This window comes from Blastococcus jejuensis (genome assembly GCF_039534705.1).
GTDB lineage: Bacteria > Actinomycetota > Actinomycetes > Mycobacteriales > Geodermatophilaceae > Blastococcus_B > Blastococcus_B jejuensis.
Genome location: NZ_BAAAVV010000001.1, coordinates 106861 through 131889, shown reverse-complemented (window position 1 = coordinate 131889; position 25029 = coordinate 106861). Strand labels below are relative to the sequence as shown.

At 74.5% G+C, this 25029-nt stretch carries 24 protein-coding genes; 18 read left to right on the top strand and 6 right to left on the bottom strand.

Features of this window, described 5'->3' with window-relative positions; translation table 11 throughout:
• Positions 1-7: 7 nt before the first annotated feature.
• Complete coding sequence (gene rfbA / locus ABD644_RS00635; RefSeq protein ID WP_344686543.1) at positions 8-880, bottom strand: glucose-1-phosphate thymidylyltransferase RfbA; 873 nt, start codon at positions 878-880, stop codon at positions 8-10.
• Between the two features lie 137 nt (positions 881-1017).
• Between rfbA and ABD644_RS00630 the strand changes: the two genes are divergently transcribed.
• The 5 genes from ABD644_RS00630 (at position 1018) to ABD644_RS00610 (ending at position 5990) form a co-directional block, all read left to right on the top strand.
• Complete coding sequence (locus ABD644_RS00630) at positions 1018-2118, top strand: glycosyltransferase family 4 protein (protein WP_344686542.1); 1101 nt, start codon at positions 1018-1020, stop codon at positions 2116-2118.
• Positions 2115-3032, top strand: coding sequence for a glycosyltransferase family 2 protein (locus tag ABD644_RS00625; RefSeq protein ID WP_344686541.1), 918 nt, complete (start codon positions 2115-2117; stop codon positions 3030-3032). Before ABD644_RS00630 ends, ABD644_RS00625 begins: the two co-directional genes overlap by 4 nt.
• Before the next feature lie 25 nt (positions 3033-3057).
• Entirely contained in the window at positions 3058-4158 is a 1101-nt protein-coding gene (locus tag ABD644_RS00620) for a mannose-1-phosphate guanylyltransferase (RefSeq protein WP_344686540.1), read from the top strand.
• 82 nt (positions 4159-4240) lie between these two features.
• Complete coding sequence (locus ABD644_RS00615) at positions 4241-5011, top strand: SDR family NAD(P)-dependent oxidoreductase (protein WP_344686539.1); 771 nt, start codon at positions 4241-4243, stop codon at positions 5009-5011.
• Positions 5012-5171: 160 nt separating this feature from the next.
• Positions 5172-5990 (top strand): DNA-3-methyladenine glycosylase family protein, encoded by an 819-nt coding sequence (locus ABD644_RS00610; protein ID WP_344686538.1) that lies wholly within the window; start codon positions 5172-5174, stop codon positions 5988-5990.
• Between the two features lie 4 nt (positions 5991-5994).
• Here ABD644_RS00610 and ABD644_RS00605 read toward each other — a convergent pair whose 3' ends face one another.
• The 3 genes from ABD644_RS00605 to cofD are packed head-to-tail and all read right to left on the bottom strand — an operon-like array spanning position 5995 to position 8647.
• Positions 5995-6600 carry a dTDP-4-dehydrorhamnose 3,5-epimerase family protein gene (locus tag ABD644_RS00605; protein ID WP_344686537.1) on the bottom strand — a complete coding sequence of 202 codons (606 nt, stop codon included), beginning with the start codon at positions 6598-6600 and terminating at the stop codon, positions 5995-5997.
• Between the two features lie 48 nt (positions 6601-6648).
• The gene (locus ABD644_RS00600) at positions 6649-7677 is read right to left on the bottom strand and encodes a coenzyme F420-0:L-glutamate ligase (protein WP_344686536.1); all 1029 of its coding nucleotides are present in this window, start codon (positions 7675-7677) and stop codon (positions 6649-6651) included.
• Positions 7678-7696: 19 nt separating this feature from the next.
• A complete protein-coding gene (gene cofD / locus ABD644_RS00595) occupies positions 7697-8647 on the bottom strand; it encodes a 2-phospho-L-lactate transferase (RefSeq protein ID WP_344686535.1) in 951 nt (316 codons plus the stop codon).
• A gap of 360 nt (positions 8648-9007) precedes the next feature.
• On the opposite strand from cofD, the gene ABD644_RS00590 reads away from it, so the two are divergent.
• Both ABD644_RS00590 and ABD644_RS00585 read left to right on the top strand, forming a co-directional pair.
• Positions 9008-9262 carry a WhiB family transcriptional regulator gene (locus tag ABD644_RS00590; protein ID WP_425547377.1) on the top strand — a complete coding sequence of 85 codons (255 nt, stop codon included), beginning with the start codon at positions 9008-9010 and terminating at the stop codon, positions 9260-9262.
• A gap of 70 nt (positions 9263-9332) precedes the next feature.
• Positions 9333-10157, top strand: coding sequence for a hypothetical protein (locus ABD644_RS00585; protein WP_344686534.1), 825 nt, complete (start codon positions 9333-9335; stop codon positions 10155-10157).
• Positions 10158-10160: 3 nt separating this feature from the next.
• Here the strand turns inward: ABD644_RS00585 and ABD644_RS00580 are convergent, their stop codons facing one another.
• Positions 10161-11060, bottom strand: a complete 900-nt coding sequence (locus ABD644_RS00580; protein WP_344686533.1) for a hypothetical protein — start codon at positions 11058-11060, stop codon at positions 10161-10163.
• Between the two features lie 78 nt (positions 11061-11138).
• Positions 11139-11612, bottom strand: coding sequence for a metallopeptidase family protein (locus tag ABD644_RS00575; RefSeq protein ID WP_344686532.1), 474 nt, complete (start codon positions 11610-11612; stop codon positions 11139-11141).
• 168 nt (positions 11613-11780) lie between these two features.
• On the opposite strand from ABD644_RS00575, the gene ABD644_RS00570 reads away from it, so the two are divergent.
• The 11 genes from ABD644_RS00570 (at position 11781) to ABD644_RS00520 (ending at position 25027) form a co-directional block, all read left to right on the top strand.
• Positions 11781-12131 (top strand): DUF3499 domain-containing protein, encoded by a 351-nt coding sequence (locus tag ABD644_RS00570; protein ID WP_344686531.1) that lies wholly within the window; start codon positions 11781-11783, stop codon positions 12129-12131.
• Between the two features lie 72 nt (positions 12132-12203).
• Positions 12204-13568, top strand: a complete 1365-nt coding sequence (locus ABD644_RS00565) for a phosphomannomutase/phosphoglucomutase (RefSeq protein ID WP_344686530.1) — start codon at positions 12204-12206, stop codon at positions 13566-13568.
• Entirely contained in the window at positions 13565-13765 is a 201-nt protein-coding gene (locus tag ABD644_RS00560; RefSeq protein WP_425547342.1) for a Trm112 family protein, read from the top strand. Before ABD644_RS00565 ends, ABD644_RS00560 begins: the two co-directional genes overlap by 4 nt.
• Before the next feature lie 10 nt (positions 13766-13775).
• Complete coding sequence (locus ABD644_RS00555; RefSeq protein ID WP_344686529.1) at positions 13776-14918, top strand: SIS domain-containing protein; 1143 nt, start codon at positions 13776-13778, stop codon at positions 14916-14918.
• Between the two features lie 108 nt (positions 14919-15026).
• Entirely contained in the window at positions 15027-15983 is a 957-nt protein-coding gene (locus ABD644_RS00550) for a DUF808 domain-containing protein (RefSeq protein ID WP_344686528.1), read from the top strand.
• Between the two features lie 63 nt (positions 15984-16046).
• A complete protein-coding gene (locus tag ABD644_RS00545; protein ID WP_344686527.1) occupies positions 16047-17819 on the top strand; it encodes a glycerol-3-phosphate dehydrogenase/oxidase in 1773 nt (590 codons plus the stop codon).
• 62 nt (positions 17820-17881) lie between these two features.
• Positions 17882-19057 carry a mannose-6-phosphate isomerase, class I gene (gene manA, locus ABD644_RS00540; protein WP_344686526.1) on the top strand — a complete coding sequence of 392 codons (1176 nt, stop codon included), beginning with the start codon at positions 17882-17884 and terminating at the stop codon, positions 19055-19057.
• A 166-nt stretch (positions 19058-19223) separates the two neighbouring features.
• Positions 19224-20693, top strand: coding sequence for an adenosylhomocysteinase (gene ahcY, locus ABD644_RS00535; RefSeq protein WP_344686525.1), 1470 nt, complete (start codon positions 19224-19226; stop codon positions 20691-20693).
• Positions 20694-20824: 131 nt separating this feature from the next.
• Positions 20825-21541, top strand: a complete 717-nt coding sequence (gene mtrA / locus ABD644_RS00530) for an MtrAB system response regulator MtrA (protein WP_344686524.1) — start codon at positions 20825-20827, stop codon at positions 21539-21541.
• A gap of 40 nt (positions 21542-21581) precedes the next feature.
• Positions 21582-23309, top strand: a complete 1728-nt coding sequence (gene mtrB / locus ABD644_RS00525) for an MtrAB system histidine kinase MtrB (protein WP_344686523.1) — start codon at positions 21582-21584, stop codon at positions 23307-23309.
• Positions 23306-25027 (top strand): LpqB family beta-propeller domain-containing protein, encoded by a 1722-nt coding sequence (locus ABD644_RS00520; protein WP_344686522.1) that lies wholly within the window; start codon positions 23306-23308, stop codon positions 25025-25027. The genes mtrB and ABD644_RS00520 overlap by 4 nt, the downstream gene beginning before the upstream one ends.
• The last annotated feature ends 2 nt before the right edge of the window (positions 25028-25029 follow it).

Genomic DNA, 25029 nt, shown 5'->3' with positions numbered 1-25029 from the left:
TGGCCGGTCAGCGCTGGACGTCGTCGAGCAGGCCGAGCAGGTAGTCGCCGTAGCCGCTCTTCTGCAGCGGCTTGGCCAGCGCCGCGAGCTGGGCGTCGTCGATGAAGCCGCGGCGCCAGGCGATCTCCTCGATGCAGCCGATCTTCCAGCCCTGCCGGTCCTCGACGACCCGCACGAACTCGGCCGCCTGCATCATCGAGACGTGCGTGCCGGTGTCGAGCCACGCGGTGCCGCGCGGCAGGACGCTGACCGTGAGCTCGCCCCGACGCAGGTACTCGTCGTTGACCGCGGTGATCTCGAGCTCCCCGCGCGCGCTCGGGCGGATGTTCGCGGCGATGTCGACGACCTGGTTGTCGTAGAAGTACAGCCCCGGGACGGCGTAGGAGCTCTTCGGCTTCTCGGGCTTCTCCTCGATGGAGATCACCTTGCCGTCGTCGTCGAACTCGACGACGCCGTACTCGCTGGGGTTGGCCACGTGGTAGGCGAAGACGTGCCCGCCGGTCGGGTCGGTGTTGGACCGCAGGTTCTGCCCGAGGCCGGTCCCGTAGAAGATGTTGTCGCCGAGGACGAGGGCCACCGACTCGTCGCCGATGAAGTCCGCGCCGATGACGAACGCCTGGGCCAGGCCCTCGGGCCGCGGCTGGACGGCGTAGCTGATCTCGATGCCGAGTTCGGACCCGTCGCCCAGCAGGCGCTGGAAACCGGACTGGTCCTCGGGCGTCGTGATGACCAGCACCTCGCGGATCCCGGCATTCATCAGCAGGGAGAGCGGGTAGTAGATCATCGGCTTGTCGTAGATCGGCATCAGCTGCTTGCTGATCGCCTTGGTGATCGGGTAGAGCCGTGTGCCGCTGCCACCGGCCAGGATGATCCCTCGCATGGGCGCAGCGTAGGCGGCTGACCTCGGACGCGCGGACCCCGGACCCGGTTCTCGTAGTCTCGGACCGTTCGCGTCCGACCGCCGCGCCGTCCCGACCACCCGCCCCTCAGGAGTTCGTCCTGCCTCCTCCACCCCGTGTGGCCGTCGACGCCACCGCCGTTCCTGCCGATCGCGGCGGTGTCGGCCGGTACGTCGACGAACTCCTGCCCGCCCTGGCCGCGGAGGGCGCCGACCTGGTGGTCGTCTGCCAGGCGCACGACCTGGCCCACTACGCGCAGCTCGTGCCGGGCGCCGACCTGCGCGCCGCCCCGGCGGCCGCGGCGCGCATCCCCGTGCGCCTCGCCTGGGAGCAGGTCGGCCTCGCCCGGCTGGCCCGCCGCGCGGGCGCCGACGTGCTGCACTGCCCGCACTACACGATGCCGCTGGTCCCGGGCCTGCCGGTCGTGACGACGCTGCACGACGCCACCTTCTTCACCCACCCCGAGGTGCACCTGCCGGTGAAGCGCCGCTTCTTCCGCACCTGGACGCGGATCTCCCTCGCCCGCGCCCGGCGCTGCCTCACCCCGTCGGCGGCCACCCGGAACGAGCTGGTGCGGGTCGCGGGCGCCGACCCGGCGCGCGTCGACGTCGCCCACCTCGGCGTCGACCCGGAGCGCTTCCACGTGCCGACGGACGAGGAGCGGGCCGCCGCGCGCGCCCATCTGGGCATCGACGGCCCCTATGTCGCCTTCCTGGGCACGCTCGAGCCGCGCAAGAACCTGCCGGCGCTGATCCGGGCGTGGAGCACGCTGCCCGACGCGCCCGACCTGGTGCTGGCCGGCGGCCGCGGCTGGGACGAGGACGTCGACCGTGCCGCGGCCCAGGTCCCGGCCGGGCACCGCCTGCACCTGCCGGGCTACCTGCCGCTGGAGCTGCTGGCCGGGTTCCTGGGCGGCGCGGAGCTGGTGGTCTACCCGAGCCTCGGCGAGGGATTCGGGCTGCCGGTCCTGGAGGCGATGGCCTGCGGCGCGCCGGTCCTGACCACCCGGGTGCTCGCGATCCCGGAGATCGGCGGACAGGCCGTGGCCTACACCGGCACCGACGAGGAGTCGATCGCCGCGGAGCTCGCCGCGCTGCTGGCCGATCCCGCCCGCCGGGCCGAGCTCGCCGCCGCGGGCCGCACCCGCGCCGCCGGGTTCGACTGGCGGTCGTGCGCGCGGGAGCACCTGCGCGCCTACGCCGCGGCGGCCGCCGCATGAGCGGCGCGCTGCGGGTCGCGGTGGTCACCTATTCGCCGGGCGAGGCTCTCGAGGAGTTCGTGTCCAGCCTCCGGCGGGCGACGGTCCGACCGGTCGACGTCGTGCTCGCCGACAACGGGTCGACCGACGGCGTCCCCGAGCGGGTGGCGGCCGCGCACGGCGACGTCCGGCTGCTGCCGACCGGGGGCAACGTGGGATACGGGGCCGCGGCGAACGCGGCGCTCGCCGACCTGCGCACCGGCTGGGCCCTGGTGGCCAACCCCGACCTCCGCTTCGAGGACGGCGCGGTCGACGAGCTGCTCGCCGCGGCGCAGCGCTGGCCCCGCGCCGCGACGCTGGGCCCGGCGATCCGCACGCCGCAGGGCGAGCTCTACCCGTCGGCGCGCGACCTGCCGTCGCTGTCGACCGGCATCGGGCACGCCGCGCTCGGCTGGCTCTGGCCGGCGAACCCGTGGACGGCGCGCTACCGGCGCGAGCGCGACGAACCGCGGGAGCGGCCCGCGGGGTGGCTGTCGGGCTCGTGCTTCCTGGTCGACATGGCGGCGTTCCACTCCGTCGGGGGCTTCGACCCGGCCTTCTTCATGTACTTCGAGGACGTCGACCTCGCCGAGCGCCTGACCCGCAAGGGCTGGCTGCACGTGTACGTGCCGTCGGCGGTGGTGACCCACGAGGGCGGGCACGCCACGTCGCGGGAACCCCGGCGGATGCTGCGGGTGCACCACACCAGCGCGATGCGGTACCTGTCGGCGCAGTACCCGCTCCGGCGACACGCGCCCCTGCGCTGGGCTCTCCGTGCTGGTCTCGGCGGCCGGATGCTGCTCTCCTACGTCAGCGACCGGGTCGGCGCCGGTGCGCAGTTGCAGCAGAAGGCCGCGCAACTGCCCAGGCCGTGGCGCCTCCGGCGCCGGCGGTGACCGGTCCGGCCGGAAGGGAGGGCCCGTGCAGCACGCGGTGATCATGGCCGGGGGATCCGGCACACGGCTGTGGCCGCTGTCGCGGGCATCCCGTCCCAAGCAACTGCTCGACGTCGTCACCACACCCGACGGCGGGGCGCACAGCCTGCTCGCCGAGGCCTTCGAGCGGCTGGAGAAGGTGCTGCCGGCCGAGCGGATCTGGGTCTGCACCGCCGCGCGCTACGCCGACGCGGTGCGGGCGGCCCTGCCGCGGCTGCGCGCCGACCGGCTGGTGCTGGAGCCCATGGCCCGGGACACCGCCAACGCGGTCGGCCTCAGCGCCGCCCTCGTGGCCGACGTCGACCCCGACGCCGATCTCGCCGTCGTCAGCGCTGATCACGTCATCCGCCCCGTCCAGCGGTTCGCCGACGCCCTGCGCACGGCGTATGCCGCACTCGCCGAGCGCCCCCGTGCGCTGGTCACCCTCGGGATCACCCCGACCTCGCCGGCGACCGGCTTCGGGTACGTGCAGCGCGGTGCGGCCACCGCGACCGCCGGCGTCGCGGAGGCGGCGTCGTTCCGGGAGAAGCCGGACCGGGCGACCGCCGAGCAGTACCTGGCGTCGGGGGAGTACCTCTGGAACTCGGGGATGTTCGTGTGGCGCGCCGGCACCGTGCTCGACGCGCTGGCCGAGCACCTCCCCGAGACCGCCGACGGCCTGCGGCGGATCGTGGCCGCCCCGGCCGGGCCGGCGCGGGACGCCGTGCTCGCCGAGGTCTTCCCGACCCTGCCGAAGATCAGCGTCGACTACGCGGTGCTGGAGCCGGCGGCCACCGAGCCCGGACGGGTCCTGGTCGTCGACCTCGACGTCGACTGGCTGGACGTGGGGTCCTGGCCGGCGCTGGCGCACACCCTGGCCGTCGACGGCGACGGCAACGCCGTGCGCGGGCTCACCGTCCTCCTGGACGCGTCGGGCAACGTCGTGCTCAGCGACGACCCCGAGCACCTCGTCGCGCTCGTCGGCGTGCGCGACAGCATCGTCGTGCACACCGCCGACGTGACGATGGTCTGCCCGGTCACCGACGCCGAGCGGGTCAAGGCGCTGCTCGCGGAGGTCGAGCAGCGGTACGGCCTCCGGTACAGCTGAAGAAGGACCTCCCTGCCCCGCCACTCGCAGGCTCGTGGCGGGCCCCTGCAGCGAGGCCGACCCTCCGGGATAGCTTGCCGGAATGAAGAGCTTCGATGTCGCAGCTGTCGTGTCCGGAGGAGCCTCCGGGCTCGGCGAGGCCACCACCCGTGCGCTGGCCGCCAAGGGCGTCGCCGTCACCGTCCTGGACCTGAACGAGGAGCGCGGTTCGGCGCTCGCGGCGGAACTGGGTGGGCACACCACCTTCGTCCGCACCGACGTCACCGACGAGGCGTCGGTGCAGGCCGCCATCGCCGACGCGACCGGCAAGGACCGCCCCCTGCGCATCGCGATCAACTGCGCGGGCATCGGCTGGGCCCAGCGCACCGTCGGCCGCGGCGGCGAACCGCACGACCTGGGGGCCTTCACGACGACGGTGATGGTCAACCTGGTCGGCACCTTCAACGTGCTCCGTCTCGCGGCCGCGGCGATGGCCGCCACCGAGCCGGAGGAGGACGGCGAGCGCGGGGTCATCGTGAACACCGCCTCGATCGCGGCCTACGACGGGCAGATCGGGCAGATCGCCTACGCGGCGTCGAAGGGCGGCATCGTCGGCCTGACGCTGCCGGCCGCGCGCGACCTCGCCACCGTCGGCGTCCGGGTGTGCACCATTGCCCCCGGCCTCGTCGACACGCCGCTGCTGGGCAGCCTGCCCGAGGAGGCGCGGCAGGCGCTCTCGGCGGGCATACCCTTCCCCAAGCGGCTGGGCCGGCCCGACGAGTACGCCCAGCTGGCGCTCGCGATCGTCGAGCACGGCTACCTCAACGGCGAGGTCATCCGGATGGACGGCGCGCTGCGCATGGCGCCGCGCTGACCGGAGCGGAGCCGGACACCGCACCACCCCGGGGGAACTCCTGAGCACCGCCACGCTGTCAGCGACGCCGTCGGCCTTCGAGTCGGCCTGGACGCCCGACTGGCCCCTGGACCTGGTCCGGGCGCTGGGCCCGCACCGGCGCGGCACCGGCGACCCGACGATGCGGGTGGCCGACGACGGGCTGTGGCGGACCACGACGACGCCCGACGGACCGGCCACGGTGCGGATCGCGGTGGCGGCCGGGGTCGTCCGCGTCTCGGCGTGGGGACCGGGTGCGCAGCGGGCCGGGTCGGCGGTGCCCGAATGGCTGGGCGCCGCCGACCGGCCCGAGGGCTTCGACCCCTCGGGCCACCCGCTGGTCGCCGAGCTGCACCGCACCACCCGGTGGCTGCGGCTGGGCCGCACCGGTCGCACGTGGGACGCGCTCGTCCCCGCCGTCCTCGAGCAGAAGGTGACGACGGTCGAGGCCAACCGGGTGTGGCGGGAGCTGCTGCGCCTGGCAGGTGACGCCGCGCCGGGCCCGGCGCCCGCGGGGATGCTCGTCCCGCCGTCGCCGCAGCGGGTGCTGGACGTGACCGACTGGCAGTGGCACCGCTGCGGTCTCGACGGCGCCCGGCGCCGGGCGCTGCGGGCGGTCGCGTCGGTCGCCTCCCGGCTGGAGCCGGAGGTCGCGGGGGACTCACCGACCCTGCAGCGGCGGCTGCGGTCGATCCCGGGCATCGGGGTGTGGACGGCGGCCGAGGTGGTGCAGCGGGCGCTGGGCTGCCCCGACACGGTCAGCGTCGGCGACTACCACCTGAAGAACACCGTGGGCTTCGCGCTCGCCGGCCGGAGGAACACCGACGACGCCGGCATGCTCGAGCTGCTCGAGCCCTGGCGCGGGCACCGGCAGCGGGTCGTGCGGCTGCTGCTGGCCGGTGGCCCCCGGCGGCCGCGGCGCGGACCCCGCTACGCGCCCACGGACTACCGCCGGATCTGAAGGGTCAGGCGCCGGCCCGGAGTTCTGCGTACCGGGCCGCGCACTGCTCCATCGTGGGCAGCAGGCCCTGCTCCCTGGCCTCGGCGAGGGTCGGGGCGGCCTGGTCCTTCGCGGAGAACGAGAACTCCATGTCCGCCGGCCACGGGAGGTCCAGCTCCGGGTCCATCGGGTGGATCCCGAACTCCCGCCCGGGGGAGTAGCCGGTCGACACCAGGTAGGTCACCGAGCTGTTGTCGGCGAGGGAGACGAAGGCATGGCCCAGGCCCTCGGACAGGTAGACCGCCCGGGGCTCGTCGCTGTCGAGGACGACGGAGTCGTGGACGCCGAACGTGGGTGAGCCCTCGCGGATGTCCACGATCACGTCGAGCACCCTGCCCGACGGGCAGTAGACGTACTTGGCCTGCCCCGGCGGCACGAGCGCGAAGTGGACGCCCCGCAGGACGCCGCGCGCCGACACGCTGTGGTTGGCCTGGGCGAGGGTCAGGCCGAAGCCGGTCGCGCCGGCCAGCACGTCCGCGCGGTACCACTCGGTGAACCGGCCGCGCTGGTCGCCGTGCGGCACGAGGTCGAGGACGTAGGCGTCGGGAACAGCGAGTTCGCGGATCTCCACGCCGACGACGCTATCGAAGGCCCCCGCGGCGGGCAGCGCGCGGGCAGGTCACGAGGGCGCCGTCCCGAGCCAGAGCCGCCCGACCAGCGAGGTGCCCCCGGCGGTGGCGGCCGGCTCCCAGCGCGTGGCCCAGCCGCCGGCGTGCAGCTGCACGATCGCGGCGCCGAGCAGCGCGCCGAGGTTGAGCGCCGTCGTCGTGGTGACCGCGTCGGTGAGGTGCACGTCGACGACCCCGTCGTCCTCACCGCCGTAGCGGAGCACCACGGGGAACTCCGGGAGCGCGGCGCTGGCGATGCGGAAGGCGTCGGCCACGGCCTCGAGGTCGCCGGGCCGGGGGACCAGCTCGGCGCTGGGCGCTCGGGACGGGACGAGGTCGCGCGAGCCGTAGGGGAAGAGGTCGTCGCCGGGCAGCCGCACGAGCGGGCGGGTGCCCGGATCGGGGTCGGGGCGCTCCGTCCGCAGCCCGCGGACGACGGCCACCGGCACGCCCTCGAGCTTGCCCTTCACCAGGTCGGCCGCCGACGCCAGCTCGTCGACCAGTGCGATCCGGGTCGTCTCCAGCCGGTTGCCGTGGGCGTCCACGGCGCCCCGGTGGTCGATCAGCGCCGGCAGGCCGGCCGCGCCGACCGCGACGTCGGTCAGCCCCTCCCGCCAGGTCCGGCCGAAGGTGTCGCTGACGACCACGGCCACGTCGACGCCGAGCAGCGTGGCCAGCCGGTCGCGCAGGGCACGGGCCGAGGCGTCGCCGTCCTCGGGGAGGAGGACCAGCAGGTCGGGCTCGACGTTGGACGCGTCGATGCCCGCGGCCGCGACCACCCACCCCTGGCCGGTCTGCACGATGGCCAGCGGTCCGCGGCGGGCGACCACGCGGACCGCCTCGTCCTCGATCGCCTGCAGGCGCACGGCCTCGCGGTCGGCGCCGGCCGGAACCCGCACCAGCCGACCCTCCACCTTCGACACGACCTTGGACGTCACGACGACGACGTCCCCGTCGGCCAGCCACGGCGCGGCGCCGGCGACGGCCCCCGCGAGGTCGTCACCGGGCGCGAACTCGGGGAGCCCCGCGACGGGGTGCACGGAAACTCCGGCCGGCGGGCTAACCACGGGCGGCGTCCAGGGCGGCGCGGGCGAGGGCCTCGGTGGCCTCGGGAGAGGACATCAGCAGCGGGACCTGCCGGACGTCGACCCCGGGCACGTCGGCCGGGTCGTCGGGTGCGACGAGCCAGGCGTCGAGCAGGCCGCCGTCGGTGCGGGCGCCGTAGTGCCGGCCGACACCCTGCGCGCTCACCTCGATGCCGAGCACCGGCAGGCAGCGGTCGGCCATGCCGCGCACGACCGCCCCGCCGACGATGGGCGAGACACCGGCGATCCGGGCGGGTGAGGCGAGCAGCGCCTCCCGCAGGCCCGGGACCCCGAGGATCGTGCCGATCGACACCACCGGGTTCGAGGGCGCCAGCAGGATCGCGTCGGCCGCGGCGAAGGCCTCGACCACCCCCGGCCCGGGGCGGGCGGCGTCGACGCCGACCTGGACGAAGGCCGAGGGCTCCAGAGCCGCCCGGTGGCGGACCCACCACTCCTGGAAGTGGATCGCCTGCGGGCGCCCGCTGTCCGGATCGGGGACGACGACGTGGGTCTCGACCCGCTGGTCGCTCATCGGCAGCACGGTGACGCCCGGCTGCCAGCGGGCGGCGAGGGCCGCGGTCACGGCCGACAGCGGGTAGCCGGCGTCGAGCATGCGGGTGCGGATCAGGTGGGTCGCGAGGTCGCGGTCGCCGAGCCCGAACCAGGCGGGGTCGGCGTCGTAGGCGGCGAGCTCCTCCTTGACCGTCCAGGTCTCGCCGGCGCGGCCCCAGCCGCGCTCCTCGTCGATGCCGCCGCCGAGGGTGTAGACGACGGTGTCGAGATCCGGGCAGATGCGCAGCCCGTGCATCGTCACGTCGTCGCCGGTGTTGACGACGGCTGTGATCTGGGCCCCGGGGGCGGCGGCACGGACTCCGCGGAGGAAACGAGCCCCACCGGTCCCCCCGGCGAGCACGACGATCTGCACGAAACGCATCCTTCCGCATAGGCAGTTGTCGACTGTTCCATGGGCGTGTCGAGGGTCCCCACGAGATCTGACGAACGCGTGTTACAGGTGGGGCTGGTGTGGCGTGTCGCTTACACCGAGCGAAGTTGACGGCTGAGCAACGACACGCGTGTAATTCCGTCGATGTCATCGAGTGCAGAGCGGGCCGGGATCGTCCTGGGAGCCGCGCACCGGGACGAGAGCGAGAGGGGACGCATCGTCATGGCCGAGGTTTCTTGGTTGAGCGACTACGTCAGTGCGTCCGAGCGGTCCACGGACCGGATCGGGGCAGGCGCCGGCCAGGGGATCGGCATGACGGGTGGTCTGGGACAGAGCCAGGGCATCGCCGGGCTGCTGGGCATCGGCCTGGAGGCCGACGCGCAGTCGTGGCAGGAGCAGGCGCTGTGCGCCGAGACCGACCCGGAGGCGTTCTTCCCCGAGAAGGGCGGCTCGACCCGCGAGGCGAAGAAGATCTGCACCGGCTGCGAGGTCAAGGCCCAGTGCCTCGAGTACGCGCTGGCCAACGACGAGCGCTTCGGCATCTGGGGCGGGCTCTCCGAGCGCGAGCGTCGCCGGCTGCGCCGCCGCGCCGTCTGAACCCCGACCCGGAAGGGTCCCTCCACAGCCGCCGACACCTCGTGTCGGCGGCTGTGGTCGTATTCGGGCCGTGTTCACCCGGGTGGCGATCGGCCGGGCCCGCGTGGTCCGGGAGGTCCGCGCCGCCGGTCCGCTGATGGCCGCCCTGCGGGCCCCGGTCCCGGCGCGCGGCCCCTGGCTCACCGCCGTCCTCGACGAGGGCGCGACGCGGCATCCCCGGGCCCGGCCGGTCGCGGTGGTCGTCGAGGCCGGCGTCCAGGCGGTTGCCCAGGGGCGGCCGGAGGCGGTGGCCTTCCTCGAGCTGCGCCGCCGCGGTCCGTGGACCGCCGTCACGCTGCTGGGCGCCGGCACCGACGCGCGGCCCCAGGGCCGCCCGCCGGGCCGGCTCCTCGCCCGGGACCCGGCGGCGGCCGCCCTGCTGGCCGGCGGGATCACCGCGCTGCTCGACTCGCTGCGCGGCCCGGCGACGGTGGACCTCGCCGGCCTGCCGCTGGGTGACCCCACGGTGGCCGCACTCGCCGCCCGGCTGCCGACGTCGGTGGTCGCCACCACGCGCAGCCGCGGCCTGGTCGACCGGCTCGACGAGGTCGGCGATGTCCTCCGCACCCGGGACCCGGTCGCGCTGGAACGGTGGCTGCCCGTCCTGCCGGTCGCCGGCCTCCGGCCGCGCGCCCGGCGGTTCCTGCGGGCGGCCGCCCGGCTGCACGTCGCGATCGACCAGCTGGAACTCGCGGTCGTCGAGCACCGGGGCGTCGTCCGCGCGGCGCTGCTCACGCTGGTCGACGGGGCCGACCGGTGGCCCTGGTGGGGGACCACGACGATCGGCGGGCTGGACACCGAGATGGGTGTGCCCCTGGTGGGACTGACCGTGCCCGCCCGCCGCTGGCCCCGCTGACCGTCAGCGGCCGAGCCGCAGCTCGCCCTCGACCGACGCGGCCTGCCGCCCGCCGAGCTCCAGCTCCCCGTTCGCGGGCGTCCATCGGCCGGGCCGGGCCCGGCCGTCCGAGGTGACCGTGACGACGAGGTCGTAGGCGCGCCCGGTGGGCTCGTCGGCACCGGAGGTGGGGCGGGTGGCCGTGGCGAACTCGCCGCGCAGCCGCAGCCCGTCGCCGGTCCGGGTCACCGCGAGGCCGGGGGCGCCCAGCTCGGCGTACTCGGTGCGCCCGGCGGCGCACCCTTCGGCGACCGGGTCGTCGGGCGCCTCGCTCGCCAGGCAGTTCCAGGTCGGCAGCGTGAGGGAGGCGACCCCGCCCTGCAGCACCAGCTCCGGGTAGGTGACGGTCACGCCCACCGCGCGCTCCTCCAGCACGACGCCCTCGAACGTCAACCGGGCCTCGGTGGCCGCGCCTGCCGGGCCGGGGCGGTGGGCGTCGCCCCGGTCGGCGCGCCCGTCCCGGTCGGGGCCGTGCCGCTCGCGGGGGACCGCCGCGGCCACGGCGGCGACGACGACGGTCGCCACGAGGAGCAGGGCGGCGGCGCCGAGGGCGAGGGAGCGGGCGGACGGCGGGGCCGGGCGGGACGGCGCGGTCGCGCGCGGGGCCGGGACGGCGAGGGGGACGGCGGTGTCGCCGGCCGGCCGCTGCGCGAAACCGGGCGGTGCGGATCCGGGCGGGGTCGCCAGGAAGCCGGGCAGGTCGTCGTCGGGCCAGCGCTGCGCGGGTGCGGCGCCGCGCGGAGCGGTGCGCCGGCGGGCCACGAGGAGGGCGACGAGACCGGTGAGCAGGAGCCCGGCGATCCCCAGCAGGACACCGAGCGCGATCCAGGGCTCCACCGCCGCCCGTGCCGCTCCGATGTCCATCCCGACCAGCATGTCAGGGGCCGGCGCGCGGGTCGTGGCCCGCGGGGAGCCGGTCCACCGCGGGACCGCGACGACCGGTCAGGCCGTGGGGTCGATCTCCTCGGGATCGCGGCCGAGCAGCACGGCCACCTGGTCGACGACGACGTCGCGGACCAGGTCGGCGAGGTCCTCGCGGTCGTGCGCGCGGATCTCCAGCGGCCGCCGGTAGACCACGATGCGCGGCGGCACCTCGGTGCCGTTCTCCCGGTGCGCGGGCAGCACCCGGGCCAGCGGCACGCTGCCGTCGTCGAGCACATCGGCGTCGAGCACGACCTCGTCGGGGCTGGTGTGCTCGACCCACGGGACGTCCTCGACGGCGAACTCCACCCCGGCCAGCTCCCGCTGCCAGCGGCGCTCGATGTCCTCGACCGCGTCGAGGACCAGGTCGTCGAACTGCTCCGCGCGGCTGCGGGCCAGCGGGACCTCGTCGGGCACCAGCCGGCCGCGCAGGCCGCGGCCGTGGCGGTCGCGGCGGGATCTCGCCGGGCGGCGCGGTGGACGTTTTCCGCTCATGACGGGCGAAGACTACGGCGCGGGGGCGGGCTCCGGAGACCCCTGTCGGTGCCCACGGGGTCATCGTGCAGGATGGGACGGGGCGTTCCGTGCACACCCAGATTTCCGGTGCGCCTGCTCCCATCGGCCGCTGGGCAGGATTACTGTGCCTGGCGTGAGGAACCGGTGGTGAGGCAGTCACGTCGCTGCTCGCGCAGCGGCTGCGCGCAACCGGCAGCGGCGACCCTGACGTACGTGTACGCGGAGTCGACGGCCGTTGTCGGGCCGTTGGCGACCTTCTCGGAGCCGCACAGCTACGACCTCTGCGAGTTCCACGCCGAGCGCCTGACGGTGCCGCGTGGCTGGGAGGTCGTCCGGCACGAGATCGACCTCGAGGACTCCGGCCCGACCGGCGACGACCTGCTCGCTCTGGCCGACGCCGTCCGCGAGGCGGCCCGCCCCGAGCCGCCGCGCGACCCGGCCGACGACGGCAGCGGCACCCGCCGCGGGCACCTGCGCGTCCTTCCCGACATCCCCTGACACGGCCCCGCCCTTCCCCTCGCAGGGCGGCCGTTCCAGCACCTCACCAGGCGCGCCGATAGGGTCGCGGACGTGCGAGACCTCTCATCGATCATCAAGGCCTACGACGTCCGCGGCGTCGTGCCCGATCAGTGGGACGAGGACGTCGCGCGCGCCATCGGGGCCGCGTTCGCCGAGTTCGTCGCGGAGGAGACCGGCGCGACCGCGGTGGTGACCGCCCACGACATGCGCGACTCGTCGGTGCCTCTCTCGCGCGCCTTCGCCGAGGGCGTGATCGGCCGCGGGCTCGACGTCGTCGAGGCGGGCCTGGGCTCGACCGACATGCTCTACTTCGCCGCCGGCTCGCTGGACCTGCCCGGCGCCATGTTCACGGCCAGCCACAACCCCGCCCAGTACAACGGGATCAAGATGTGCCGGGCGGGCGCGGCGCCGATCGGCCAGGACTCGGGCCTGGCCACCATCCGCGAGTGGGCCGAGCGCGACAGCTACGACCGCACCCCCGACCGGGTCGGCGACGTGACCGCCCGGGAGATCGTCCAGGAGTACGCCGCCTACCTGCGCGCCCTGGTCGACCTCACCGGGATCCGCCCGCTGAAGGTCGTGGTGGACGCCGGCAACGGGATGGGCGGGTACACCGTGCCCGTCGTGCTCGACGGGCTGCCGCTGGAGATCGTCCCGCTGTACTTCGAGCTCGACGGCTCGTTCCCCAACCACGAGGCCAACCCGCTCGAGCCGGCGAACCTGGTCGACCTGCAGAAGGCGGTCCGGGAGCACGACGCCGACATCGGCCTGGCCTTCGACGGCGACGCCGACCGGGTCTTCGTCGTCGACGAGCGGGGCGAGCCGGTCAGCCCGTCGGCGATCACGGCGCTCGTCGCCGTCCGGGAGCTGGCCACGGGCCGCGGGACGACGATCATCCACAACCTGATCACCTCGCAGGCGGTGCCGGAGATCGTCCGCGAGCACGGCGGCACGCCGGTGCGCACCCGGGTCGGGCACTCGTTCATCAAGGCGGAGATGGCGCGCACCGACGCCGTCTTCGGCGGCGAGCACTCCGCGCACTATTACTTTCGCGACTTCTGGCGGGCCGACACCGGCATGCTCGCCGCGATGCACGTGCTCGCGGCGCTGGGGGAGCAGAGCGCTCCGTTGTCCGAGCTCACCGCGGCCTACAGCCGGTACGCCGCCTCGGGGGAGATCAACTCCACCGTCGCGGACGCGCGGGCCAGCACGGCCCGGGTCCGCGAGACGTTCGCCGCGCAGGACGGTGCGACCGTCGACGACCTGGACGGGCTGACCGTCCACCTGCCCGACGGCGCGTGGTTCAACCTGCGCGCCAGCAACACCGAGCCGCTGCTGCGGCTGAACGTGGAAGCCCCCGACGAGCAGAGGATGGCCCAGGTGCGCGACCAGGTGCTCGAGATGGTGCGGTCGTGAGCGGCGGCGGCACGGGTCCGTTGGGCCTCGATCCCGACCTGCTGGCGATCCTGGCGTGCCCCGACACCCACCACAGCCCGCTGACCGTGGACGAGGCAGCGAGCGAGCTGCTGTGCACCACCTGCGACCGCGCCTTCCCGGTGCGCGACGGGATCCCGGTGCTGCTGCTCGACGAGGCCCGGCACCGGACGCTGTGACGGGCCGCTCGTGACCCCGCCCGAGTTCGCCGAAGAGGTCCTCGACGACCTCGAGGTGCTCCGCGCCCGCGACCCCCGGGGCCTGCTGCCGGCCGTCGCCGGGGCGGGGGCACAGGTGCGCGAGACCGCCCGGCTGACCGCGGAGGCCGGTCTGGGCCGGGTGACCGAGGGCGGCCGTCCCCGGGGGCTGGTGATCGTGGCCCGCCGGGAGGGGGCCGTCGCCGCGTCGGTGCTACGGGCGCTGCTGGGCTCGGCAAGCCCGGTCACCGTCGACGTCGTCCCCGGGCCGGTGCTCCCGGTGTGGACCGGACCGAGCGACATCGCGGTCGTGGCGACCCGCACCGGGGCCGGCGCCTATGCCGTGGCCCCCGCCTACGAGGCGGCCCGGCGCGGGGTGGCGCTGCTCGGCATCGGGGCCGAGGACGCGCCGCTGCACGCGGCGTGCGCCACCGCGCGGGCGCCCTACGTGCAGCTGCCCCGGTCCCGGGTGAGGCACACCACGCTCTGGTCGCTGCTCACGCCGATGCTCCTGCTGGTCACCGAGCTGGGCCTGCTGCCCGCGGACGCGGCCGAACCCGAGGCGATCGCCGCCGCCCTCGACGAGGTGGCCGGTGAGTGCGGGCCGGCCCAGGAGTCGTTCGTCAACCCGGCCAAGACGCTGGCGCTCGAGCTGATGGACGCGCTGCCGGTGATCGCCGCCGAGGGGCCGCTGGCGGGTGCCGCGGCCATCCGGATCGCCGACCAGCTCGCCACCCTGGCGGGTCTGCCGGCCACCACCTTCCGGCTGCCCGACCAGCGGGTGGCCGCCTGTGCCGTGCTGCGCGGACCGCTGGCGCCCAGCGAGACCGAGGACTTCTTCCGGGACCGGTCGGCGGACGAGGGGCGCCGGTTGCGGCTGATCACCATCCGCGACACCGACGCCGGCGAGCACGACGGCGCGGGGGAGCGGGAACCCCGCTCGGCCGCCGAGGCCATGCACGAGGTGCTGCGGACCGCGGCGACGCACAACATCCCGGTCAGCGGGCTGGCCGAGCACGGCGATCCCGCGCGCTTCGCCCGGCTGCCGCGCCTGGCCCGGCAGCTCGCCGTCGCCGACTTCACGGCGGTGTACCTGGCGCTGGCGCTGGACAACGAGAGAGCGCTCGGGACATGAGCACCCCGGTCTCCTCCGTCCGGGGCGTTCGACGGACCTCCGGTGGGTACCGCGCGGGCACCATCACCGAGACAGCACGCAGCTGATGACCGACCGGAAGGACGTCCCGTGGCCGGTGGACTCGTAGCCCTGCTCGACGACGTGGCGGTGCTGGCGCGCGCGGCCGCCGCGTCCATCGACGACATCGGGGCCGCTGCTGGGCGGGCCAGCGTGAAGGCGGCCGGCGTCGTCGTCGACGACACGGCGGTCACCCCGCAGTACGTGCACGGCCTGGCGGCGGAGCGGGAGCTGCCGATCATCCGGCGCATCGCCGTCGGATCGCTGCGCAACAAGCTGCTGATCATCCTGCCCGCGATCCTGCTGCTCAGTCAGTTCCTGCCGTTCCTCCTCACCCCGATCCTGATGATCGGTGGCGCCTACCTGTGCTACGAGGGTGCGGAGAAGGTCTGGCACAGACTCAGCGGCCACCACGAGGATCACGCGTCGGTGCAGCAGGCGATGCCCGACGAGAAGACGATCGTGTCCGGGGCCGTGCGCACCGACTTCATCCTGTCGGCGGAGATCATGGTCATCTCGCTCAACGAGGTAGCCGACGAGGCGTTCGTGTCCCGGGCCATCATCCTCGCGGTCGTCGCGGTCGGGATCACCGTTCTCGTGTACGGCGTCGTCGGCCTGATCGTGAAGATGGATGACGTCGGGCTGTCGCTGTCGCAGCGCGCCGGCAAGAGGATCTCCCGGTTCGGCCACGGGCTGGTGAAGGCGATGCCGCGGCTGCTCACCGCGCTCACCGTCGTCGGGACCGCCGCCATGCTGTGGGTCGGCGGCCACATCATCCTGGTGGGCACCGACGAGCTGGGCCTGCACGCGATCTACGACGCCGTCCACCACCTCGAGGAGCTGGCGCACGAGGCCACCGGGGCCCTCGGCGGGGTCGTGGCCTGGCTGGTCAACACGGTCGCCAGCGCCCTCCTCGGGCTCGTCGTCGGCGTCGTGGTGGTGCTCGTCGGCAACCTCACCTGGCACCGGCGCAAGGCCCAGCCCGCCGGGGAGCCCGCGGGGCACTAGCCGGCGCGCGCGTGTGATCCGGATCGCAGCGCCGCGCCACCGGAGCCAGGGACAGTGGAGGGCATGGCACGGACGCAGCTCTCGCCGGAGCGCCGGCGGGCCGACCGCGCCCGGCTGGTCGAGGAGGTCGTCGACGTCCTCGTCATCGGCGGCGGGGTCACCGGCGCGGGCGCCGCGCTCGACGCCGCGAGCCGCGGGCTGTCGGTCGCGCTGCTCGAGGCGCGGGACTGGGCGGCCGGCACCTCCAGCCGGTCCAGCAAGCTGATCCACGGCGGGCTGCGCTACCTCGAGCAGTTGGCGTTCCCGCTGGTGCACGAGGCGCTGCAGGAACGGGCGCGCCTCGTCCAGACCATCGCCCCGCACCTGGTGACCCCGCTGCCCTTCCTGCTGCCGCTCACGGCGCCGGTCTGGCAGCGCGCGTACTTCGGCGCCGGCATCGCGCTCTACGACGTGCTCGGCGCCGCGCTGACCAGCGAGCGGGAGATCCCGACCCACCGGCACCTCTCCCGGCGGGCGACCCTGGCGGCCTTCCCGGGCCTGCGCGCCGACGTCGTCCGCGGGGCGATCCGCTACTGGGACGCCCAGGTCGACGACGCCCGGCACACGCTGGCCGTCGTCCGCACCGCCGCCGGATACGGCGCGCGGGTGCTCTCCAGCGCGCGGGTCGTGGGCCTGCTGCGGGACGGCGGGGGAGACAGGGCGCCGGTCGTCGGCGTGCACGCGGCCGACCTCACCGACGGCTCCACCTTCACCGTCCGGGCGCGCAGCGTGGTGGCCGCCACCGGCGTCTGGAGCGACGACATCGGGGCGATGCTCGGCGACTCCGCGCCCAGCCTGCGGGTGCGTGCCTCCAAGGGCGTGCACCTGGTGGTGCCCCGGTCGGCGGTCGACGGGGGTGTGGTGGGCGAGGGAAGGATGCCGCCGACCGGTCTGATCCTGCGGACGACGACGAGCGTGCTGTTCGTCATCCCGTGGGGCGAGCACTGGATCATCGGCACGACCGACACGCCGTGGAAGCTGGACCGTGCGCACCCGGCCGCGAGCAGTGCCGACATCGCCTACCTCCTCGACCAGGTCAACCGCGTGCTCACCCGGCCGGTCACCCCCGACCAGATCCTCGGCGTCTACGCGGGCCTGCGGCCCCTGCTCGCCGGCGAGTCCGACGAGACCAGCCGGCTGTCCCGCGAGCACGCCGTCGTCACGCCCGTGCCCGGGCTGGTGCTGGTCGCCGGCGGGAAGTACACGACCTACCGGGTGATGGCCGAGGACGCCGTCGACGCCGCGGCCGCGGGGTTGCCGGGCGTGCCCGCGTCGCGGACGGCGCACCTGCCGCTCGTCGGGGCCCGGGACTGGGCCCTCGTCCGCGACCGCGCCGCGGAGCTGGCGGCCGGAGCCGGGCTGCCGGAGGAGGCGGTCCGGCGACTGCTGCACCGGCACGGGGACAGGGTGAGCGATCTGCTCGACCTGGTGCGCGCCGACCCGGAGCTCGGTCGGCCGCTCGCCGGTGCTCCGGCCTACCTCGCCGCCGAGGTCGTCCACGCGGTCACCGCCGAGGGGGCGCTGCACCTCGACGACGTCCTGACCCGCCGGACGCGGGTGTCGATCGAGACCGGGCACCGCGGGGTGGAGTCGGCGCCGCAGGTGGCCGCGCTGATGGCCGGCCCGCTGGGCTGGGACGCCGAGCGGACCGAGCGCGAGGTCGAGCACTACACCGCGCGCGTGGCCGCCGAGCGCGAGTCGCAGCGCATGCCCGACGACCACACCGCCGACGCGGCCCGGCTCGGCGCGCCCGACGTGCGGGCCGCCGCGCCGGAGACCTCCCTCCTTGGAGGGTGATCCGCGTCCCGGTGGCCTCGGGGCGTACCCGCCGGTCGGGCGCGCACCGTAGCCTGACCTCGATGTGGCAGCTCAGCAACGGCGTGCGCTACTACCCGTGGGGTAGCCGGACGGTGATCCCGGAGCTCCTGGGGCTGCCCGTTCCGGCCGACCGGCCGCACGCCGAGCTGTGGGTGGGTGCCCACCCCGACGAGCCGAGCCTGCTTCCCGACGGCCGCCCGCTCAACGTGGCGATCGCGAGCGACCCGGAGGCGCTGCTCGGGCCGGCCGCGGTGGCACGCTTCGGCCCCCGGCTGCCGTTCCTGCTCAAGGTGCTGGCCGCCGACACGCCGCTGTCGTTGCAGGCGCACCCGACCACCGAGCAGGCGCAGGCCGGCTTCACCGCCGAGGAGGCCGCCGGCATCCCGCGGGACGATCCGACCCGCACCTTCAAGGACCCGTTCCACAAGCCGGAGCTGCTGCTCGCGCTGACCACCTTCGAGGCGCTGTGCGGCTTCCGGCCGGTCGAGGAGTCGCTGCACTGCCTGGCCAAGCTCCAGGTCCCCGACCTGAAGCCGACGATCGCCGCACTGGCCCGCGGCGGGCTGCAGGCCGCCATCCCGCAGCTGATCGCCCTGTCGGGCAAGCGCCGCACGGCGCTGGTGAGCGCGGTGGCCGAGGCTGCCTCCCGGTTCGTCGCCGCGCACGACCCGGAGTTCATCAACACCTACCGGTGGGCCGCCTCCCTGGCGACGACCTACCCCGGTGACGCCGGCGTCGTCATCTCGCTGATGTGCAACCACCTCAAGCTCGCCCCGGGCGAGGCCGTCTACCTGCCCGCCGGCAACCTGCACGCCTACCTGTCCGGCGCCGGCGTGGAGGTCATGGCCAGCTCCGACAACGTGCTGCGCGGCGGGCTCACCGCCAAGCACGTCGACCTGGCCGCGCTCATCGAGGTCCTCGACTTCTCCGACGGCAAGGTTCCGGTGCTCCACCCGGTGCTCGGGCCCGGCGGGCTGCGCTACCCGGTGCCGGTCGAGGACTTCGACCTCACCCGCTGCCAGCTCGGCACCGATCCCGGGACGCTGACCACCAGCGGCCCGCAGGTCGTGCTCTGCACCGAGGGCACCGCGGTGCTCGGGTCGGCCGACGGCGAGGTGACGCTGGGCAAGGGGCAGTCGGTCTTCGTGCCGGCCGGGGCCCCGGTCAGCGCTCGCGGCCCCGCCGTCCTCTACCGGGCGACCACCAACCTCCCCTGAGCACGGGTCACCCGATCGTCGTTCCTCCGGGTACCCTGGGTGACGGCACGAGCCCCGCCGAAGCCTCGGCATGCTCGCTCTCCCCGCCGTGCGCGGGGATCGCAGCGACCTTGCATCCCGACATCACGCGTCCGGCCTCGGAGCCGGGCCAACCCCTGGAGCGACAGTGACCCACGTACTGACCGACGGCGACTTCAAGGTCGCCGACCTCTCCCTCGCCGGCTTCGGCCGCAAGGAGATGCAGCTCGCCGAGCACGAGATGCCCGGCCTGATGGCGCTGCGCGCCGAGTACGGCGACGCGCAGCCCCTGGCCGGCGCCCGCATCGCCGGCTCGCTGCACATGACGGTGCAGACCGCCGTCCTCATCGAGACGCTGACCGCGCTGGGCGCCGACGTGCGCTGGGTCAGCTGCAACATCTTCTCCACGCAGGACCACGCCGCCGCGGCCGTCGTCGTGGGTGAGGGCACCCCCGAGCAGCCCGCCGGCGTCCCGGTGTTCGCCTGGAAGGGCGAGACGCTGGAGGAGTACTGGTGGTGCACGCAGCGCCTGTTCGAGTTCCGGGACTCCTCCGGCGAGGTCGTCGGCCCGAACATGCTGCTCGACGACGGCGGCGACGCGACCCTCCTGGTGCACCTCGGCACCCGCTTCGAGGGCGACGGCGTCGTCCCCGACACGACCGAGGCCGACTCCGAGGAGTACGGGGTCATCCTCGACGTCCTGCGCGGCACCCTCGCCGAGGACAAGGGCTACTGGACCCGCATCGGCCAGGCGATCAAGGGCGTCACCGAGGAGACCACCACCGGCGTCATGCGGCTCTACGAGCTCGCGCGCGACGGTCGCCTGCTCTTCCCGGCGATCAACGTCAACGACTCGGTCACCAAGAGCAAGTTCGACAACCTCTACGGCTGCCGCCACTCGCTGATCGACGGCCTCAACCGCGCCACCGACGTCATGATCGGCGGCAAGGTCGCCGTGGTCTGCGGGTACGGCGACGTCGGCAAGGGCTGCGCGGAGTCGCTGCGCGGCCAGGGCGCCCGCGTGATCGTCACCGAGATCGACCCGATCTGCGCGCTGCAGGCGGCGATGCACGGCTACGAGGTGACCACCCTCGACGAGGTCATCGGCAAGGCCGACATCATCATCACCACGACCGGCAACAAGGACATCATCAGCGCCGAGCAGCTCGGTCGGACCAAGCACCAGGCGATCATCGGCAACATCGGGCACTTCGACAACGAGATCGACATGGCCGGGCTGGCCCGCACGCCCGGCATCACCCGGACGACGGTCAAGCCGCAGGTCGACGAGTGGCGGTTCGCCGACGGCCACACGATCATCGTGCTCTCCGAGGGCCGGCTGCTGAACCTCGGCAACGCCACCGGGCACCCCAGCTTCGTCATGAGCGCCTCGTTCTCCAACCAGGTGCTCGCCCAGATCGAGCTGTGGAACAACCGGGCGGCCTACGAGGGCCAGACCCCGGGCGTCACCGTGCTCCCGAAGAAGCTCGACGAGCACGTCGCCCGGCTGCACCTCGACGCCCTCGGCGTCAAGCTCACCGAGCTCACCAAGGTGCAGGCCGACTACATCGGCGTCCCGGTCGAGGGTCCGTTCAAGAGCGACCACTACCGCTACTGAAAGAGGACCCCGCTGCCCCCCCAGCCTTCGCAAGCTCAGGCCGGGACCCTGCAGCGGGGCCGTTCCATCAGTCGTCCGGGAGAGCGGCTCACCCTGATGGGTGGGCCGCTTTCCTTGCCTGACAGCGCAGAATGGGCCCCGTGCCACCCACCGCTCCCCAGAACGGGCCCAGTCGCGGCCGTGTCCTGGTCGTCGACGACGACGCCGCCCTCGCGGAGATGCTCGGCATCGTGCTGCGCCGCGAGGGGTACGAACCGGCGTTCGTCTCCGACGGCAACCGCGCAGTCGGCGTCTTCCAGCAGACCCGACCCGACCTGGTGCTCCTGGACCTGATGCTGCCCGGCCGCAACGGCCTGCAGATCTGCCAGGACATCCGCACCCAGTCGACGGTGCCGATCGTCATGCTGACGGCCAAGGGGGACACGATCGACGTCGTCCAGGGCCTCGAGGCCGGCGCCGACGACTACGTCACCAAGCCGTTCAAGCCGGTGGAGCTGGTGGCGCGCGTGCGCGCCCAGCTGCGCCGGGGGGAGACGGGGCAGGCGGAGAACCTGGCCATCGGGGACGTCCAGATCGACGTTCCCGCGCACCAGGTCACCCGGGACGGCGTCCCGATCGCGCTGACGCCGCTGGAGTTCGACCTGCTGGTCGCCCTGGCCCGCAAGCCGCGCCAGGTGTTCACCCGGGAGCTGCTGCTCGAGCAGGTGTGGGGCTACCGGCACGCCGCGGACACCCGGCTGGTGAACGTGCACGTGCAGCGGCTGCGCGCCAAGATCGAGCGCGACCCCGAGAAGCCCGAGGTCGTGCTGACCGTGCGCGGGGTGGGTTACAAGGCGGGCCCCCCGTGAGTCGTGCCGCTGCGGCCGCGGCCGCGGTGACAATGGGGTCGTGACCCGGACGGACCTGCCACCCGGCGACGTCGCGTCCCCGACGTCGCCGGAGCCCGCGCGGCCGTCCCGTCGCGCGGCCGGCCTGCGGCGTCTGCGCGGGGCCGCGGGCGGTCGCGTGCGCGACGGCCAGCGGCGCGCCCGTCGGGGGCTGCGCCGGTTCGCCGCCCGCGCCGTGCACACCTGGCGCTCGTCGCTGCAGATCCGCATCGGCGCGATCACCATGATCGTGGCCGGCACCGTCGTGGTCATCGTCAGCCTGGTGCTGTTCAGCCAGATCCGCGACCAGCTCCTCCGCGTGAAGCGGCAGGCCGCGATCGACCAGGCGCAGAACGGGGTCCTCTACGCTCAGAGCCAGGTGGCGGGCATCGCCACCGGCGACGCCGCCAGCGTCCGCACGGCCCTGGACCGCACCGTGACCCAGCTGCTCAACCGCGGCGGCGCGGCCGGCGACTTCGACGTCGCCATGGTCTACCGGACCGGCAGCCGCGAGACTCCGGCCGAGAGCAGCCGGTTCATCCTGGGCGCCCTGCCGGCCGACATGCGCGCCGACGTCGACAACGGCGGCCAGTCCTGGAAGTACCACCTCATGCCCGACCGGGACCGGGAGCTGCAGCCCTCGCTGCTGATCGGCGCCCCCGTGGTCGCCGACTCGCCCGGCGCCGAGCAGATCGAGCTGTACTACGTCTTCCCGCTGGTCCAGGAGGAGGAGAGCCTCTTCCTGATCCGCAGCACCGTGATCATCAGCGGGGTGGCGCTCACCCTGTTCGTCGTCGGCATCGGCGTGATGGTCACCCGGCTGGTGGTCGACCCGGTCCGCCGGGCGGCGGGCACCGCGCAGCAGCTCGCCGAGGGGCAGCTCGAGCAGCGGATGACCGTGCGCGGCGAGGACGACCTCGCCCGGCTGGCGACCAGCTTCAACGCGATGGCCGACAGCCTGCAGCGGCAGATCACGCAGCTGGAGGGGCTCTCCCAGCTGCAGCAGCGGTTCACCTCCGACGTCTCCCACGAGCTCCGGACCCCGCTGACCACCGTGCAGATGGCGGCCGACGTGCTGCACGAGGCCCGGGGCGACTTCCCGCCGCACGTGGCCCGGTCCGCGGAGCTGCTGCGCGCCGAGCTGGACCGCTTCGAGAGCCTGCTCACCGACCTGCTGGAGATCAGCCGGTACGACGCCGGCGCGGCCGTCCTCGACTCCGAGCCCAGCGACCTCGGCGCGATCGTCGCCCGGGTGGCCGCGGGCATGTACTCGCTGGCCGAGCGGCACGACTGCGAGCTGGTGGTCAACCGGCCCGACGAGGACGTCATCGCCGAGGTCGACGCCCGCCGGGTGGAGCGCATCCTGCGCAACCTGGTCGGCAATGCGGTCGAGCACGGCGCCGGCCACCCCGTGGAGATCACCCTCGCGGCCAACAAGACGGCGGCCGCGGTGACGGTGCGCGATCTCGGGGTGGGCCTGAGCTCGGCCGAGGCGCAGCACGTCTTCGACCGGTTCTGGCGGGCCGACCCGTCCCGCGTGCGCACCGTGGGGGGTTCGGGACTGGGCCTGTCGATCAGTCTCGAGGACGCCCGACTGCACGGGGGCTGGCTGCAGGTATGGGGGCAGCCGGGCGCCGGCGCCCAGTTCCGGCTCACCCTGCCGCTGGTCGCCGGCGGCGACCTGACCGGCTCACCGCTGCCGCTGCGCCCCACCCTGCTGCGCCCGCGTCCACCGGGGGCACCCTCGTGACCCGCCGCTCCGGGCGGCTCGCGGTGCTCGCCGCCCTGGTCGCGCTGCTACCCGGTCTGGTGGCCTGCTCGACGGTGCCGGAGGAGTCGGCGACGGTGCAGATCACCCAGGCCCCGCAGCGCCCACCCGAGGACGTCGGCATCGAGCCGCGGCCACCCGAGGCGGGGGCCACCACGGAGGAGATCGTCCGCGGGTTCATCGAGGCCGCCGCGAGCACGCTGGCCGGGCACCCGGTGGCCCGGCAGCACCTGACCGAGCAGGCGGCCGAGTCGTGGTCGGACGAGGCCGGGATCTCGGTGATCAGCCCGAGCTTCGCCGTCGTCACCGGGGACGAGGGCTCGGTGACAGTCACTGCGGACCTGGTGGGCACGGTCGACCAGCGCGGCATCTTCGCCGTGGGCGGGACCGGGGAGTTCACGCGGGTGTTCAACCTCGAGGAGGTCGAGGGGGAGTGGCGGATCAGTAACCCGCCCGACGGGCTCATCCTGCTGCAGCCGGACTTCGAGCGGCTCTACCACCGCCGGCAGGCCTACTTCCTCGACCCGACCGTCCAGCGGGTGGTGCCCGACCCGCGCTACCTGATCACCGGGGACGCGCAGCCCACGGTGCTGGTCCTCCAGCTCCTGGCGGGCCCGTCGTCGTCGCTGGCCGCAGGCGTCCGCAATCCGCTGGCCGGCGTGCAGCTGCGCAGCACGATCACCGTCGCGGGGCAGACGGCGGTCGTCGACCTGACCGGTCTGGACACCGAGCCCGCGCCGCTGCTGGAGGAGATCTCGCCGCAGCTGGTCTGGACGCTGACGCAGCTGCCCGGGATCAGGTCGGTCGAGGTCCGTGTCGACGGAGACGCGGTCCGGCTGGACGGGGCGCCGGCGGAGCAGACCACGGAGAACTGGGCGTCCTTCGATCCCGACGCCGTCCCGGTCGACGGGGTGGGCCACTACATCGACAACGGCGCGCTCCGCGTGGTGACCGAGGGGGTGTCGGTCCAGACTCCCGCGGGTGACGGCCGGTACGGCCTGGCGTCGGCGGCCGTGAAGGCCGAGCCGCGCACCGGGGAGCTGTCGTTCCTCGTCGGTGTCCGCACCGTCGACGGCCGGGCGCAGCTGCTCGCGGGTCCCTACGACGGCAACCTGGCCGTCGTGCTCGACGAGGCAACGCTCACCGCCCCCACCGTGGCCGCCACCCGGTCCGAGGCCTGGGTGGTCCGCAACGGCACGGAGATCGTCCGGGTGCCGGCCGGCGCGTCCCCGCTGCCGGTCGACGCGCCGACGTTGCCCGGGCTGGGCCGCACCGACGTGCTCGAGCTCTCGCCGGACGGCGTCCGAGCGGCGGTCGTCGTCGACAGCACCCTCTACGTCGGCACCGTGGTGCGGACCGAGGGCGGCAGCGTGGTGCTCCGCGACCTGCGCGCCATCGCGCCATCGCTCTCGCAGGTCGTCGACGTCGCCTGGCGGGACAGCGCGCAGCTGCTGGTGCTCGCCGGCGACGCGGGCGAGGACCGCACCGACCCCTACACGGTCGGCGTCGACGGCTGGGGGCTCGACGACGTCTCGACGTCCGGGCTGCCGACTCAGCCCACGTCGGTCGCCGCGGCGCCCGCGCGGCAGCCGCTGGTGAGCGCCGGCAACACGATCTGGCAGCTGGCCGGCGGCACCTGGGTGACCCTCGAGCGCGGCGCCGAGCCGCGGCCGGGCACCGCACCCTTCTTCCCCCTCTGATC

Coding starts and splice junctions, on each gene's coding strand:
- mtrA (WP_344686524.1), top strand. CDS start 20,825: ATGGGCCCCGTGCCACCCACCGCTCCCCAGAACGGGCCCAGTCGCGGC.
- ABD644_RS00625 (WP_344686541.1), top strand. CDS start 2,115: ATGAGCGGCGCGCTGCGGGTCGCGGTGGTCACCTATTCGCCGGGCGAG.
- ABD644_RS00580 (WP_344686533.1), bottom strand. CDS start 11,060: ATGGACATCGGAGCGGCACGGGCGGCGGTGGAGCCCTGGATCGCGCTC.
- ABD644_RS00575 (WP_344686532.1), bottom strand. CDS start 11,612: ATGAGCGGAAAACGTCCACCGCGCCGCCCGGCGAGATCCCGCCGCGAC.
- rfbA (WP_344686543.1), bottom strand. CDS start 880: ATGCGAGGGATCATCCTGGCCGGTGGCAGCGGCACACGGCTCTACCCG.
- ABD644_RS00545 (WP_344686527.1), top strand. CDS start 16,047: ATGGCACGGACGCAGCTCTCGCCGGAGCGCCGGCGGGCCGACCGCGCC.
- ABD644_RS00610 (WP_344686538.1), top strand. CDS start 5,172: ATGCGGGTGGCCGACGACGGGCTGTGGCGGACCACGACGACGCCCGAC.
- ABD644_RS00615 (WP_344686539.1), top strand. CDS start 4,241: ATGAAGAGCTTCGATGTCGCAGCTGTCGTGTCCGGAGGAGCCTCCGGG.
- manA (WP_344686526.1), top strand. CDS start 17,882: ATGTGGCAGCTCAGCAACGGCGTGCGCTACTACCCGTGGGGTAGCCGG.